This is a genomic window from Niveibacterium sp. (genome assembly GCF_041909475.1).
GTDB lineage: Bacteria > Pseudomonadota > Gammaproteobacteria > Burkholderiales > Rhodocyclaceae > Niveibacterium.
On the sequence record NZ_JAYRDJ010000011.1, the window covers coordinates 84,204 to 99,938 of the forward strand.

9 protein-coding genes and 1 tRNA gene are annotated in these 15,735 nt (G+C 63.9%); 3 read left to right on the forward strand and 7 right to left on the reverse strand.

From position 1 onward, the window contains the following. Window positions 1-40 precede the first annotated feature (40 nt). The 4 genes from ACE3P0_RS09695 to mutS are packed head-to-tail and all read right to left on the reverse strand — an operon-like array spanning window position 41 to window position 5,396. Window positions 41-1,165: an NAD(P)/FAD-dependent oxidoreductase gene (locus tag ACE3P0_RS09695; RefSeq protein ID WP_374402281.1), complete on the reverse strand. Its 1,125-nt coding sequence runs from the start codon at window positions 1,163-1,165 to the stop codon at window positions 41-43. Further along, complete coding sequence (locus ACE3P0_RS09700; RefSeq protein WP_374402283.1) at window positions 1,146-1,898, reverse strand: fused MFS/spermidine synthase; 753 nt, start codon at window positions 1,896-1,898, stop codon at window positions 1,146-1,148. The genes ACE3P0_RS09695 and ACE3P0_RS09700 overlap by 20 nt, the downstream gene beginning before the upstream one ends. Before the next feature lie 4 nt (window positions 1,899-1,902). Continuing rightward, window positions 1,903-2,865, reverse strand: coding sequence for a hypothetical protein (locus ACE3P0_RS09705; RefSeq protein ID WP_374402285.1), 963 nt, complete (start codon window positions 2,863-2,865; stop codon window positions 1,903-1,905). After that, window positions 2,862-5,396, reverse strand: coding sequence for a DNA mismatch repair protein MutS (mutS, locus tag ACE3P0_RS09710; protein WP_374402326.1), 2,535 nt, complete (start codon window positions 5,394-5,396; stop codon window positions 2,862-2,864). Before mutS ends, ACE3P0_RS09705 begins: the two co-directional genes overlap by 4 nt. Window positions 5,397-5,591: 195 nt before the next feature. Here mutS and ACE3P0_RS09715 point away from each other — a divergent pair, with 195 nt between their 5' ends. Then, on the forward strand, window positions 5,592-6,617 hold the full coding sequence (locus ACE3P0_RS09715) for a patatin-like phospholipase family protein (protein WP_374402287.1): 1,026 nt from the start codon (window positions 5,592-5,594) through the stop codon (window positions 6,615-6,617). Between the two features lie 92 nt (window positions 6,618-6,709). On the opposite strand, the gene ACE3P0_RS09720 is transcribed toward ACE3P0_RS09715, so the two are convergent. From ACE3P0_RS09720 to ACE3P0_RS09730, 3 genes are all read right to left on the reverse strand, one after another. Next, window positions 6,710-9,835, reverse strand: a complete 3,126-nt coding sequence (locus tag ACE3P0_RS09720; RefSeq protein ID WP_374402289.1) for an efflux RND transporter permease subunit — start codon at window positions 9,833-9,835, stop codon at window positions 6,710-6,712. A 19-nt stretch (window positions 9,836-9,854) separates the two neighbouring features. After that, window positions 9,855-10,991 carry an efflux RND transporter periplasmic adaptor subunit gene (locus tag ACE3P0_RS09725; RefSeq protein ID WP_374402291.1) on the reverse strand — a complete coding sequence of 379 codons (1,137 nt, stop codon included), beginning with the start codon at window positions 10,989-10,991 and terminating at the stop codon, window positions 9,855-9,857. A 192-nt stretch (window positions 10,992-11,183) separates the two neighbouring features. Continuing rightward, window positions 11,184-11,259: transfer RNA gene (locus ACE3P0_RS09730), tRNA-Thr, on the reverse strand. A gap of 540 nt (window positions 11,260-11,799) precedes the next feature. Between ACE3P0_RS09730 and ACE3P0_RS09735 the strand changes: the two genes are divergently transcribed. After that, the gene (locus tag ACE3P0_RS09735) at window positions 11,800-14,601 is read left to right on the forward strand and encodes a TonB-dependent receptor domain-containing protein (RefSeq protein WP_374402293.1); all 2,802 of its coding nucleotides are present in this window, start codon (window positions 11,800-11,802) and stop codon (window positions 14,599-14,601) included. 470 nt (window positions 14,602-15,071) lie between these two features. Then, entirely contained in the window at window positions 15,072-15,704 is a 633-nt protein-coding gene (locus ACE3P0_RS09740) for an energy transducer TonB (RefSeq protein WP_374402295.1), read from the forward strand. Window positions 15,705-15,735 lie beyond the last annotated feature (31 nt).

Consider the following 15,735-nt stretch of genomic DNA (forward strand, 5'->3'; position numbering starts at 1 on the left):
CGCCCATTGTGGGCGGCGACGCACTGCTAGATCGGGGCCTTCAGGCCCCGATTTTCATTGCGACGCGGGATGCGATCGCCAGCGACGCCGTCAGCCCCGGTGATTCGATACCGAAAAGTTGAATGACGCCGGCGACGCCGTGGTCGGCGGGGCCGTCGATTCGGAAGTCGTACGCAGGCGCGTTCGGCCCACCTAGTTTGGGTCGAACGCCGGCGTAGGCCGGCTGCAGCCGCGCAGCTGATACGCCGGGCCAGTAGCGGCGTATCGATGCGGCGAACGCTGCCGCGCGATCGGCGGGCACGCTGTAGTCGGGGGCATCGACCCATTCGACGTCCGGCCCGAAGCGGGCATTGCCGGCCAGATCCAGCGTCAGGTGGGTGCCCAAGCCGCCCGGTTCCGGCACCGGGTAGATCAGGTGCTTGAACGGGCTGCGCCCCGACAGCGCGAAGTAGTGCCCCTTGGCGAAGTAAAGCGGCGGCACCGCCTCGGCGGGGAAGCCCTGCAGGGCGCTCGCCAGCGCCTGCGCGCCAAAGCCGGCGGCGTTAACCAGCCAGGCTGCTTCGACCCGGTATGGCTCCGCACCGCCAACCAGCAGTTCGACGCCGCGCCCGGTGCAATTGCCGCTGACGACCGGCGCGCCGTACACCAGCATCGCGCCGGCCCGTTCGGCGTCGTCCGCGAGTGCCTGCATCAGCGCATGGCTGTCGACGATGCCGGTGTCGGGCGACCACAGCGCCGCGCAGCAGCGCAGTTCCGGCGCCATCGCTTGTGCGGCCTCGGCGGAGATCAGGCATGCGCTGTCGACGCCATTCGCACGCGCCTGGGCGGCGATGCGTTCGAGTGCGGGCAGATCGGCTGGCCCGGTGGCCACCACCAGCTTGCCAACGCGCTGGTGTGGAATCTGCTGCGCGGCGCAGTACGCGTACAGCGTGTGTGCGCCTTCGACGCAGAGCGCTGCCTTCGACGAGCCCGAGGGGTAGTACAGCCCCGCGTGGATCACCTCGCTCGAACGGCTGGAGATGCCCTGGCCGAAGTGATGCTCGCGTTCGAACACGGCGACCTGCAGCCCCCGCTGTGCGAGGGCGCGCGCGCAGGCAAGGCCCACGACCCCCGCGCCGGCGACGACGACATCGACGCGAACGCTGTCAGAAGCGGAGCACGTCATCGGGTGCGGCCCGCTCGGCGGCGAGGCGTTTGAAGGCGTCGCGCAGATCGAGCCCGGTTTCGAGCTTCAGTGCGGCCGCGCGCGCCTGGATCTCGGCGAAGGGCAGGGCAAAGGCATCGCCAGCGTTGGCGAGCGCGACGACGTTGCCGGTTTCGCACTGTGGCAGCGCGATCGTACGGCCGTCGAAGGCGTCCGCGATGCGGGTGAGGCTGTCGCGGAAGGTCTTGCGCTTGCCGAACAGGTTGCTCGCAAGCAGGCCGTTGGTGGCCAGCGCGGCACGGGCGGCGGTGTAGAACGGGGCGGTATCGAGCACCCCGGCGCGTGCGTTGTGATCGAAGCCATCGACCAGGATCATGTCCCAGTAGCCGGTTTGGCGCATCACCACCTCGGCACCATCGGCGACCACGATGCGCAGGCGGGCGTCCTCGTCCGGCAGTTTGAAATGCATGCGTGCGACGGCGACCACGCGGGGGTCGATCTCTGCCACGGTGATGCGGGCCTGTGGCACGTTGCGGTAGAAGAACTTGGTCAGCGAGGCGGCGCCGAGGCCGATCAGCAGCACCTTGCGTGGCCATGGCGCCGGCCGCAGCAGCAGGCCGGCAGCCATGTGCTGCGTGTATTCCAGTTCCAGCGCGTACGGGCGCCGCACCTTCATGGCGCCCTGCACCCACTCGGAACCGAAATGCAGGTAGCGGATGCCGGCTTCTTCGGAGACGTCGATCGAATGGGCCATCGCTTCAGTCCTCGTCGCGCAGTGGCCGCGGGCGAATCCGCATCAGGCGCTCGGCCTCGGTATCCACGGTGATTTCGAGCCAACCGGGAATCGGCGAGCCGAACACCTCGGCACGGCGGAAGCGTTCTATCGTTTCGCCGTTGGTGTCGTGCAGCGGGCGGTCGACGCGCATCACATGCGTGTCACCGTGAATCAACAGCACCTCGCCGCTGAAGCCCAGCACTGCAGTGCGCAGCGCGTACAGCAGTTCGGAATAGGCGCGCGGCGGCGTGCCGGCGGCGAAGGCCTCGAAATCCGGGTTGGCGTGCATGAAGATCACGATGGCGGGCAGCGACTTGCGCTGCGCTTCGGCGAAGCCGGCGTCGAGCCAGTCGCGCACCGCGCTCATGCGCTGGCGGTATTCGGTGCTCGGTTCGCGTTGGCTGCCATAGTGGTTGTCGCTCCCCGGTACATTCAGCGTGAGAAACAGCACCGGGCCGCGCTGCCAGCGCAGGTGTTCTTGGTAGGCGCCGTGAGTGAAGTCGGCGTCGCTCTGGCGCACCGCGCTGAAGGGCGTGGTGCCGAGCGATTCGGCTTTTGCGAAGTACAGGCTGCGCAGTTTATCCAGCCGTTCGAGCGGGTCGAAGGCGCCTGCGCTGCGGCGCTCGCAATCCACCCACTCATTGTTGCCGGGTACGAACAGGGAAGGGAAGGGCGCACCAGCGAGCAGATCGCGGAAGTCCTGCAGCGTCACGTCGTCGCACGGCGTGCTGCCGTGTTTCATGTCGCCGACGTGCACCGCAAAAGCGACTTCCGCGTCACGCATCGCGTCGATCAGCTGCGGCAGCTCGGCGCGCTCGATGTCGGTGTAGGGCAGGTCGCCGAAGGCGGCGAAGCTGAAGCGCTCGGCGTGTGCGGGCGGCATCGCCAGCAACAGGGCTGCGGAGGCGCCGAGCAGCGCGCGACAGCACTTGGCGGCAAGCTTCATCGCGTCAACGCCTTCAGCGCGTAGAGGTGTTCGAGCGCTTCGCGCGGCGACAGCGCGTCGGGGTCGATGCCGGCAAGCCGTTCCAGCACCGGATGCGGTGGCGCTTCCTCCACTTCCGGCGGCAGCGCGGAGAACAGGTCAGCCTGCGGCCCGCCCGAGGCTTCGCGATTCTCCAGCGCGCGCAGACGGCGCCGTGCTTCGCGCACGACTGGCGCGGGAATGCCGGCCAGCGCTGCCACCTCGATACCGTAGCTCTGGCTGGCCGGGCCTTCCTCCACCGCATGCAGGAAGACGATACGGTGACCGTGTTCGACCGCGCCAAGGTGCACGTTGGCGCACTCGGGGTGTTCCACCGACAGCCGCGTCAGCTCGAAGTAGTGTGTCGAGAACAGCGCCAGCGAACGGTTCTTCTCTAGCAGATGGCGCGCGATCGCGAACGCGAGCGCCATTCCGTCGAAGGTGGATGTCCCGCGGCCGATTTCGTCCATCAGCACCAGCGAGCGTTCGGTGCTGCTGTTGAGGATCGCCGCCGCCTCGGTCATCTCGACCATGAAGGTCGAACGCCCCGAGGCGAGATCGTCCGACGCGCCGATGCGCGTGAAGATGCCGTCGATCGGCCCAAGTTCGGCGCGCTTTGCGGGAACGAAGGCGCCGCAGTGCGCGAGCAGCACGATCAGCGCGATCTGCCGCATGTAGGTCGATTTACCGCCCATGTTCGGGCCGGTTACCAGCAGCATGCGGCGCGTTGCCGAGAAGTCGCAATCGTTGGCGATGAAGCTGTCCACCTGGCGCTCCACCACCGGGTGTCGGCCACCTTCGATGGCAAGCCCGGCTTCACTGCGGAACACCGGTTTGCAGTAGTCGTAACGCAACGCGGCGCGTGCAAAGCTGGTGAGGCCATCGAGCAGCGCCACGGCGCGGGCGATGCGCTGGAAGGCGAGGATGTCTTGCGCCAGCGTGTCGAGCAGCGCTTCCCACAGGCCTTTTTCGCGCGCCAACGCACGTTCCTGCGCCGACAGCGCCTTGTCTTCGAAGGCCTTCAGTTCGGGGGTGATGTAGCGCTCGGCGTTCTTCAGCGTCTGCCGACGGCGGTAGTCGTCCGGCACCTTGGTGGTGTTGGCGTGGCTGACTTCAATATAGAAGCCATGCACCTTGTTGAATTCCACCTTCAGGCTGGCGATGCCGGTGCGTTCGCGCTCGCGCGCTTCGAGCTCCATCAGGAAGGCGCCGCAGTTCGACTGGATCCCACGCAGCTCATCGAGCTCCGCGTCGAAACCTTCGGCGATGACGCCGCCGTCGCGGATATTCGTCGCTGGTTCCGGCGCGATCGCGCGGGCCAGCAGCGTGGTCGGGGCGAGCGGTGCGGCAAGGTCGCCGTGCAGTTGCGCCAGCAGCGGCGCGCTGGCGGTCGGCACGGTCGCTTGCAGTTCAGGCATGCGGGCGAGGGTGTCGCGCAGCGCGGACAGATCGCGCGGGCGCGCGCTGCGAAGGGCGATGCGTGCCGTGATGCGTTCAACGTCGGCGACGCCGCGCAGCACGCGCGCGAGCCCTTCGGCGGAAAGCCCCTGGTCTTCGACCAAGGCTTCTACCGCGGCGTGCCGCTGCGCGCAGGCCTGACGATCGGACAGCGGATGGTGCAACGCATGGCGCAGCCAGCGCGAACCCATCGAGGTTTCGCACAAGTCGACCAGCGAGAACAGTGTTGGTGCGGCTTCGCCGCGCAGTGTCTCGGTCAGCTCCAGATTGCGGCGGGTCGCTGCGTCCATGCGCAGAAACTCGGCTTCGCGCTCGACGTGCAGGCCGGATACATGCGACAGGCTCTGGCGCTGCGTTGCGCGGGCGTAGTCGAACAGCGCTGCGGCGGCCGCGAGCGCGACTTCGAATTCGTCGGCACCGAAGCCGGAAAGATCGCGCGTGCCGAAGTGCTCGGGCAGCACGCGGCGCGCTGTTTCCGCATCGAATTGCCATTCGGCGAGCCGGCGCACGGCGGGGACGCGTTGTTCCAGCCCATCGAGGGTCAGGCCATCTGGCACCAGCGCCTCGGCCGGGCGCAGGCGTTCAAGCTGAGACGCCAGTTGCGTGGGCTCGCATTCGAGCAGGCGGAAGTCACCGTTCGCGAGGTTCAGCCACGCCAGCCCGAGGCGGCCGCGATGTTGCGTGGCGGCCAGCAGCGGTGCATCGGTCTTGTCATCGAGCAGTGCGGAATCGGTCAGCGTGCCGGGGGTGACGATGCGTGCCACGGCGCGCTCGACCGGCCCCTTGCTTGTGGCCGGATCGCCGACCTGTTCCGCAATCACCGCCGATTCGCCGAGCTTCACCAGCTTGGCGAGGTAGGGTTCCAGCGCGTGGAAGGGCACACCCGCCATCGCGATCGGTTTGCCGGCCGACTTGCCGCGCGCGGTCAGCGTGATGTCGAGCAGCCGCGCCGCTTTCTCCGCATCGTCGAAGAACAGCTCGTAGAAGTCGCCCATGCGATAGAACAACAGCGTGCCCGGATGCTGCGCCTTGAGCGCGAGGTATTGCTGCATCATCGGCGTGTGGCCGTCGAGATCGGACGGGAGCGAGGCGGTCGAGGCGGAGGTGCGGGTCACGGAGCGGGCTGCCGGGGATTCTGTAAGCGCGTGATTTTCGCACAGAGCCCAGGGCCGGCGGCAGCACGCCGTGAAGCGCGCCGGTGGCATGATCGAAGCGCAGGTTGCGCTGTGATGCGAGCGGGAGCGGGCAGCATGATCTTCGGCAAACGGGCGGTTCGACGGCTCAATCTGGCCTTGCAGGGCGGTGGCGCGCATGGCGCCTTCACCTGGGGCGTGCTCGATCGCCTGCTGGAAGACGGCCGCATGCGCTTCGATGGCGTCAGCGGCACCAGCGCCGGGGCGATGAACGCGGTGATGCTCGCGCAGGGTTTGAGCGTGGGCGGCGCTGACGGCGCGCGTCAGGCGCTGGCGGATTTTTGGTCAGCGGTTGCGCGCAGCCTGCCTTTCGACGTCACGCTGCCGGCGGCGGACGGGCAGGGGGTGGTGATCGCGCCGCCCTTCAAGATGATGCTGCAGTGGACGCATTACCTCTCGCCCGACCAGCTCAACCCCTTCGATCTGAACCCCTTGCGCGACATCGTCAGCGCACAGGTTGATTTCGCGCGTTTGCGCCGTGCGAGCCCGGTCAAGCTCTTCATCGCCACCACGCATGCGAACTCCGGCAAGCTGCGGGTGTTCCGCAACGCGGAGTTGAGCGCGGATGTGGTGCTGGCCTCGGCCTGCCTGCCGACGCTGCATCGCGCGATCGTGATCGACGACGAACCCTACTGGGACGGTGGCTACGCAGCGAACCCGGCGGTTTTTCCGCTGTTCTATGAATGCGTCAGCCGCGACATCCTGCTGGTGCTGCTGACACCGCTCAAGCACGCCGAAACGCCGGCCAGCGCCACCGATATCCGCTGCCGCATCCTCGAGATCGCGTTCAACTCGACCTTTCTGCGCGAGATGCGGATGTTTGCGCATCTGCGTGACTACACCCGCCGGTCCTGGTTGCCGCTGGGCCGTTTCGAGCGGCGCGTATCGCAGACCCGCTTCCATTTGATCGGAGCCGAGGATCTGCTCGGCGCGCTGCCGGCCGAAACCAAACTCGCCGCGAACATGCAGTTCTTCGAGATGCTGAGAGACCAGGGCAGGGCGCGCGCGGATGATTGGTTGCAAGCCCATGCGGAGCAGGTCGGGCGACACAGCAGCGTCGACCTGGGGGCGCTGTTCTACTGAGCGCAGCAGGGCACCTGCAACGCTCCTGGCGCCAAGTGCCTAAAAGAAAACGAGCACACCCGCAGGTGCCCGCTCGATTGCATGAGTGAGGTTCAGCCAGCCACGCTGGCTGGCACATTGCGCCGCCACTTGCGCGCAGCCCACTGGCCGAAATCGTCGAGATACGTATAGACCACCGGCACCACGACAAGGGTCAGCATCGTGGATGCAATGACGCCGCCGATCACCGCATGCGCCATCGGCGCGCGTTGCTCGCCACCGTCACCCAGGCCGAGTGCGACCGGGATCATGCCGAAGACCATGGCGAAGGTGGTCATCAGGATCGGGCGCAAGCGGATGCGGCCGGCATCGATGATCGCCTGCCGCCGCGGCTCGCCGCGCTTCGGCGCATGCTCGACGAAGTCCACCAGCAAGATCGCGTTCTTCGTGACCAAGCCCATCAGCATGATGATGCCGATCACCGAGAAGATCGAAAGGGTGCTGCGCGCCACCAGCAGCCCGAGGAACACGCCGATCAGCGACAGCGGCAGCGAGGTCATGATCGCCAGCGGATGCAGGAAGCTGCCGAACTGCGAGGCGAGGATCATGTAAATGAAGATGATCGCCAGCGCGAGCGCCGACACCGCGTAGCCGAAGGATTCGGCCATCTGCTGGTTCTCGCCTTCCTCGACGATGCGGTAGCCTGGCGGCAGCGTCTTCTTGAAATCCGCCAGCACCTTCTGCACGTCCGCTCCCACGTCGCCCGCCGAGCGGCCCGACACACCGGCAAAGACCCAGATGTCGCGCGCGAGGCTCTTGCGGTTGATGCGCGTTGGCGAACTCGACGCGACGACTTTGGCGACCTGCGACAGCGCGATCATGTAGGGCAGGCCGGTTGCGGCGTCGGTCGTGCTGCTCGCCATCCACAGCAGATCGAGGTCCGATCCGGTGCGGCGCAGTTCGGCCGGCAGGCGGATCTTCACGTCGTAGGCTTCGCCGTCCGGTGCCTGCCAGGTTGTCGCGGCCACCCCTTCGATGAAGGGGCGCAGCGTGGTGCCGACGCGTTCGACCGAGATGCCGAGGTCGGCGGCCATCGCACGGTCGACGACGATTTCGAGCATCGGCCGTGTGTCTTCGGCGGTGGTCTGGATGTCGACCGCGTTCGGGATCGCACGGATGCGGGCCGCGAGATCCTGCGACAGGCGCGTCAGCACCGCGAGGTCGTCACCCTGCAGGTTGACCGCGATCGGGTTGTCGCCGCCGCCTTCGCCGATACCGAGCGACTTGAGTTCAACGCCTCCGAGCTCACGCAGGCGGCTGCGCAGGCGGGCGACCATCTGCTCCTGCGTCGCCTTGCGCTGGGTCTTGTGGACCAGTTTGATGTCGAGCTGGATCTGTTCCGGCCCCTGCGTTTGCCAGCCTGCATTCACGGTGATGTAGGTGCGCTGCACCTCCGGGAACTCATGCAGGGCAGCATCGATCTGCTTGGCTTTGGCGAGCGTGTAAGCAAGGCTCGAACCGGTTGGCGTGACCATGCGACCGCCAAGCTGACCAAAGTCGCCCTTCGGCACGAACTCCGAACCGATGTAGGGCACTAGGAGGAAGCTGCCTACCAACAGTGCGCTGGCCGCGAACAGCACCGTCTTGCGATGCCCCAACGCCCAGTCGATGAGCCGACCGTAACGCTCCGACAGCCGCGTCTGGAAGGCCTCGAAGGCGTTCAGCCAGCGGCCCAGCAGACCCTTGCGGGTGGGGCCGTGCGCATCCGGGTCGTGCCACACCGACGAGAGCATCGGATCCAGCGTGAAGCTGACGAACATCGACAGCATTACCGCCGACGCGACTGTGAGGCCGAACTGGTAGAAGTAGCGGCCGATGATGCCGCCCATGAAGCCGACTGGCAGGAACACGGCGACGATGGTCAGCGTGGTGGCGAGCACCGCGAGGCCGATCTCATGGGTGCCGTCCAGCGCGGCCTGGTAGGGCGATTTGCCCATCAGCGCGTGGCGAACGATGTTCTCGCGCACCACGATCGCATCGTCGATCAGCAGGCCGATGCACAGCGACAGCGCGAGCAGCGTCATCATGTTCAGCGTGAAGCCGAGCGCCTGGATCATGAAGATCGAACCGAGCAGGGCCAGCGGCAAGGTGAGGCCGGTGATGACGGTGCTGCGCCAGGAGCCGAGGAAGATGAAGACGATCAGGATCGTCAGCAGCGCGCCTTCGATCAGCGTGTGCTGCACATCGTTGAGCGAGTTGCGGATGTCGTCCGAGCCGTCGTAGATGAGGTCCAGCACCATGCCTTCGGGCAGCGACTGGTTCAGCTCGGCCATCGTCTTGCGCACGCCGTTCGCCACCTCCACGGTGTTCGATTTGGAAACCTTGTAGATGTCGATCGACAGCGCGGGTTTGCCGTTGATCAGGGCGTGTGAGGTGGGTTCTGCTTCACCGTCCGACACGCTCGCCACGTCGCGCAGCCGGATCTGCGCATCGCCACGCTGCGCGATCACGATGTCGGCAAACGCCATCGGGTCGCGCAGGCGCCCCTGCACCTGAACCTGCATTTCCTGCCGCGCGTTCTTCAATGCGCCGGCCGGCAGCATCTGGTTCTCGCGCCGCAGCGCTTCGCTGATCTGCTCGACCCCAACATGCAGTGCGCGCATGCGGAACGGATCGAGCTGGATCTGGATTTCGCGCGCGATGCGCCCGGCCAGATCGGCACGGCCAACGCCCTTGACGGTCTGCAGGCGCTTGAGCACCAGCTTGTCGGCACGTTCCGTCAGCTCGCGCGGCGTGTGGCGATCGGAGGTGAAACTGAGCGACATGATCGGCCGGTCTTCTTCGCCCCAGGTGCCGATCGTTGATTGCTTCACCTCATCCTTGAGCGAGGGCCGCACCTGGCTGAGCTTGTCGCGCACATCGGCGACAGCCTTGTCGGCATTGACGTCGAGCTCGAACTCAACGAACACCAGCGAGTAGTCCTGATACGAACGGGACGTCACACGCTTGACGCCAGCCAGCGTATTCATCGCCTCTTCGATCTTGCGCGAGACTTCGGTCTCCACCACCTCGGGCGTTGCGCCGGGGTAGGGCGTGGTGATCGCGATGGACGGAAACGTCACGTCGGGCATCGCCTCGACCGTGAGGCGCTTGTAGGAAAAGAGGCCGAGCACTGCCAGGCAGAGCATCAGCATTGCTGCGAAAACGGGGTTCTTGACCGAGATCCGGGTCAGCCACATGGCGTGCGCTCCTGCTCGATCAGGCTGCGGGCTTGAGCCGCACAGCAAGGTTTTCGGTCGCGCCCTTGAGCGGCATCGCAACCACCTGCTCCCCGCCGTTCAGGCCCTTGGTGATGCGTACCAGGTCTACGCGCAACTGCTGGTATTCCACCGGCTGCCATTTGAGCTTGTTGTCCGCGACGATCCATACGCCGCGGCCGGTCTTCGATGCCTGTATCGCGGTTGCCGGCAGCTGGATCTGCTGTTCCGCCGTGCCGGTCTCGATTTCGCCAGTGACGTAAAGCCCGGCGCGGAGCCGCTCGCCCGGGTTGTCGACCGCCACGTAGGCCAGCACGCTGCGTGTGCCCGGTTGCGTTGTTGGGTTGATCCGCGTCAGTCGACCCTCGAATACCTCATCGCCAAAGCCTTCGGCACGCAGGCGCACCTTCTGCCCCGGCACCAGGCTGGCGATGTGCTGGCTTGGGATTGCTGCCTCAACTTCCAGCTTGCGCAGATCCACCAGCGAGAACAGCTTGCGGTTGGGTTCCACCCACTGACCCGGCTCCACCTGCCGGTACGACACCGTGCCGGCGAAGGGCGCGACGACCTTCGCGTCTTTCAACGCGCGCTGAACGATCGCAAGTTGTGCCCGCTGTGCATCCACTGCCGCCTGGCGCTCTGCATAGCCGCCGAGCGTGTTGTCGAAGGCGTTCTTCGAGATGAAGTTCTGATCGAGCAAGGCGCGGCTGGAAATCCGGTTGCGCTCCGCTACGCGCATCTGCTCTTCCGCGCTCGCAACCGCGGCGGCCCGCTCAGCATGGCGGGCGCGCAGGTCAGTTTCGTCGAAGCGTGCGAGCACCTGGCCGGCGACTACCTTGTCGCCCGGGCGCGCACTGACCTCGGCCACGCGGCCGTCGAATGGGGCGTGCAGATGGATCTGCGTGAGCGGATTCAAGGTGCCCGCCAGCAGCACGGTTGGCTGTACCGCGACCTGCCGGGCGACCAGAACGTCAGCCGGAGCCAGTTCCATCAGCGTCGCCTTGGCCTGCGCATCAGCCGGCTTGGCCTGAACATCCTTGCGCGCGCTGAGGGCGTAGACCGAACCGATCAAGACGCAGGCAAGCGCGACGCCTCCGATCGCCCAGCGACGTGACGGGCGCCGAATCATTTGAAACATGATTGTCTGACTCCAAGGCGGCCAGTGCGTGGCGCAAGCGGTTGGGGATGATTGATTCTAGGCGCCGTCCCGAGCGCCCGTTTGTCGGGTTTGTGTCACGCGACGGGGTGTCGATACAAAGCGGTGGGCTGGCGGTAATGAAGGGGGCGTGAACGACAAAGGGGCCCGCGAACGGGCCCCTTTGGCATTGTCTGGTGCTGCTGACCGGAATCGAACTGGTGACCTACTGATTACGAATCAGTTGCTCTACCGACTGAGCTACAGCAGCGAAGCCCTGCATTCTAATCGAGGTTTTCGCGAAGCTGCAAGTCTGCGTGTATTTCAATTTTCGAATCGGCGACATGTTTTGCCGGGAAAGCGTCACAGATCCGACATCAAAGTCGCGACAGGGCGCCGACGTAATGCATGGCGGAGCGACGTGTTCGTTATGGTGCGTCGCACCAATCTGGTGCTGAAATCTCTTGTAAACACTCGCAACACCTTGTGTTTTGTCCGAAATCGCATGGCACAACTCTTGCTGAACCTGCCCCGGCAGTGAGTCACATCGTCACTGTCAGGGCCGCCGAAAGGGGCATAAACGCGTGTTTGTAGCTGTTGCAACCGGGCTTCGGGATTGATTGACACCCTAATTTCCGCGCCGCGACAATGCGACGCCCTCGAAAGAGGGTGGCATAACAATAGTTACAAAAAGTGCCTTGTGAGGGACAGGCGGTCCGTTCAGGTGTTGCGGGATAAGCTCGCGCACCACTGAGCTTCCTCGTTGGAGACCCCGACGGGATTGATTGAGAAAATACAAGGAGAGGCACCTATGGCACTTGCACTGAGACCCGGCTACCGGGCTCTGCTCCAGGCGTTCGGCACGACCGTCGCGTTCGGCATGCTCCTGCAGCCGGCGATCGCGGAAGAGCAAGTTCAGAAGATCCAGGTTACCGGTTCGGCGATCAAGCGGATTGCGTCGGAAGGCGCGCTGCCCGTTCAGTCGATTTCGGCTTCCGAGATCAAGAAGACTGGCGCCACGAACGTTGCGGAACTGCTGCAGAACCTGCCGGCGATGCAGGGGTTCACGAACGCGGCGGCGAACGTTGGCTCAGGTAACGTTGGATACTCGAGCGCGTCGCTGCACAACCTGGGCGACAGCCGCACGCTGGTGCTGCTCAACGGCAAGCGCCTCGCGACCTTTGCCGGTCAGACCTTTATTGGTGGTAGCTCGGGCGTAAACCTGAACTCGATTCCGATCGCCGCTGTTGAGCGCGTTGAAGTGCTGACCGATGGTGCCTCCGCCATCTACGGTACCGACGCCGTCGCGGGTGTGGTGAACTTCATCCTGAAGTCCAACTACCAAGGGCTCGACGCTTCGATTTCGTATAACGCCCCTGAAGCGGGTGGTGCTGAAGAGAAGCGCATCAGTGTCAGTGGCGGCTTTGGCGACATTGAGCAAGATCGTTTCAACGTGCTGCTGACCTATTCGCACACCGAGAATGATCCGCTCGCAGCGGCTGATCGTAAGAACTTCGCGGTGCCACCGAGCCAAGGTTATTACAACTTCACGGGTACGGATGGCCAGATTTATCGCCTGCGCCCGAGCTCCGGGCGCGGTAACCCGGCGAACGCCACCATTACGTGGTACAACCCAGATCCATCTCTGCCGGACGATGAGCACTACATCTCGCAAACCTTCAATCCGTCGGTGAGGGCAGGCAATCCGTGTCCGGCGAAGCATGTTCAGAGCGGTACGTCGTGTCGCTACATCTATCCGTACGATCTTGAAATCTACCCGGAACAGAAGCAGGATGCGTTTACGGGGTCGGTTCAATTTAAGGTCAACGAAAACCACACGCTGTTTGCGGACATGCTTTATTCGAAGCACATCATGACTTCGAATATTGCGCCGCCGCCAGGAGAGGTGCCGCTGACGGTGGGTGATCCGATTTGGAATACCTACATTCAGCCCTACCTGCGTACGGTTCCGGCGGGCTACGATATTGTCGATGCGGTAGCGCCGTGGCGGATTTCCGACGCGGGTCCGCGCCGCACCAAGGGTACAACTGAGGCGATTCATTTCTCAGGCGGTTCCAAAGGCGTGATCGCCGGATGGGATTACTCTGCTGCATTTACTCACTCCGAGAATAAGTGGCAGGAAGAGCTGCTCTCCGGTTACCTGTATAACGATGACCTCAATGCACTCATTTCGTCAGGTGCACTGAATCCGTTCGGTCCTGCAGGCTCGAATAAAGCTGCGCTGCAGTCTGCATTGGCCAGTGGCGTATGGAAGAAGGGCACTGCAGTCCTCGATGCAGTTGAGGTGCGTGGATCGAAAGAAATCGCCCAGCTTCCGGCCGGTGGTTTGATGCTCGGCCTCGGTCTCGACTGGAAGCGTGAAGCCGACAAGTACGAGCCGAATGGCCTTGCGCAGGGTACCTTGCGTGGTGGTCAGTTCCCGGACTTCGCGACCGACGTTCCGTTCGATGTGTCGCGTGACTCGTATGGTTTGTTCAGCGAGTTGATCGCCCCCGTCGTCAAGAACCTGGAAGTCAGTGGCGCGCTGCGCTACGACAACTATTCTGACGTCGGTGGCACGACCAACTACAAGGTTGGCGCGCGTTGGCAGGCGCTGAACAACCTGTTGTTCCGTACCAGCTTTAACACAGGCTTCCGTGCGCCGCGCCCCGCACAGACTCAGAACATCACGCAGCTCTACGGAGTGACGGCCAATCCGTACGATTGCCCGTATTCTGATTCGCGTGCCGTCTATTGCAAGCCGCCGGGCACGCAATACCCGCTCTACACCGGCGGCTCCAGCGAACTGAAGCCGGAGGAGTCGAAGCAATTCTCGTTTGGCATCCGCTTCGAACCGACCAGTTGGGCGAGTGTTGGGGCTGACTACTGGAACGTGTCCATCAAGAATACGTTCGGCACCATTTCTGAGGAAGAGGTAGCTGCCGACTACGAAGGTGCTTGGGGTACTTCCATTCGCACGGATCTGTACACCGATCCTCAAACCGGTAAGCCGATTCTTGCCTGGTACACGCCGCTGAAGAACCTTGGTGAACGTAAGGCTCAGGGCGTCGATTACGATGTCACTCTTGGTTCGCGCTACTCGTTCGGTCGTATCCTGTCCAGCTTCAAGGGCACCTGGATGCTTTCGGATAAGCAGCAGACCGAAATCGGTGGCGAGTACTACCAGATCGTTGGTATCTACAACAACATCCTGCGGCAAGTGGCTTTGCGTCATCAGTTCCAGTGGGCGAATACCCTCTCGATGGCTGATTGGGATCATCGCCTGACCATGAACTACAAACATGGTTACTATGAATCGCGTGACGGTGCAGTGACGGGTGACGTTATTCAGCCGGCCGGGTGTGATGGAGATTCTTCCCCGTTCTGCAAGGCAACGTACAAGGTCAAGGAGTACGTGACCTTCGATTGGCAGACGACCTATCGCACGCCGGTCAAGGGGCTGGACGTCACGGGCGGTATCCTTAACATCTTCGATGCCAACCCGCCGTTCTCGCTCAATGGGGGCACAGGTCAGGCTGTGGGCTACAACCCGCAGGTTGCCGATCCGCGTGGTCGTACCTACTACCTGCAAGCCGGTTACAAGTTCAAGTAATCTGGTCTGAGGGGACGGAAGAGAGCCCGAAAGGGCTCTCTTCCTATTTTGATCGACGAGTTGTCAGCGATCAGCCCCGCTCTGCGCCCGCCGTTTTTTCGTACGCGCCCGTCGCGCAGAAGTAAGTCTTCGGTCGTCGTGGGCGCAAAACTAGAGTCTCGCGTGACGTAATCATCGACCGACACGCTGATTCTGGTTCCGGGTGTCTCTGTTGTTTGGTGCTGCCCAGTCTTTCAACCCGTCATCAGATCCATGTTCAAGCGACACTTCGGTGGGTGCTGCGAACGATTGCCCCACAAGGGCGGTGGTGAGCCGGCATACGCCATTCAGGATCCAACACGTTAAATGCAAGTCGCCAAGCTCGAATTCGCTTCAGTCGTGACCTCTCCCGTGCGCAGGTGCGGAGGGTGCTGGCTGGCAGCAAGGGATTCCGCAGCTGGTCGATCTTTGCTTTCTTCCGAGGTTTGTTCATGAGTTACGCCCAACCCGCTGCTGCAGGCCGCAGGACGGTTGGTCTCGTCGTCGTGGTCTTGTTTCACGCGATTCTCTTTTACGCACTCGTATCAGGCCTTGCTCGCAAGGTCGTCGAGGTCGTGAAGGCGCCGCTCGAAACGAAGATCATCGAAGAGGTCAAGCCGCCCGAGGATAAGCCGCCGCCCCCTCCACCGCCCAAGCTCGCTCCGCCACCGCCGGCCTTTATCCCGCCGCCTGAGGTGCGCGTGACGACCGCTACGGCACCGTCCGACGCGACGATTTCGACTGTGACCCAGACGAAGCCGACCGAGCCGGTCCCGGTTGCTGCGCCGGTGCCGGTGGTCAAGCAGTCGAACGTTCGCCATACCGCTTCGTTTGTGAGTTGCGAGACGCCCGTGTATCCGCGTGGCGCCGCTGATGCCGGTGAGCATGGCACGACCCGCTTGGCTTTCTTGCTGGATGTCACTGGCAAGCCGCTGGAAGGTCGCGTCGAGAATTCGAGCGGCTACCGCCGTCTTGATCAGGCAGCACTGAAGGCTTTCACGAAGTGTGTGTACAAACCTGCCATTGAAAATGGTCAGCCCGTACAGGCGTGGGTAGTCATCGATTTTGAATGGACTCTTGAGTAGCGCAGGCGCTCGGTCCCTCTTGAACAGATCA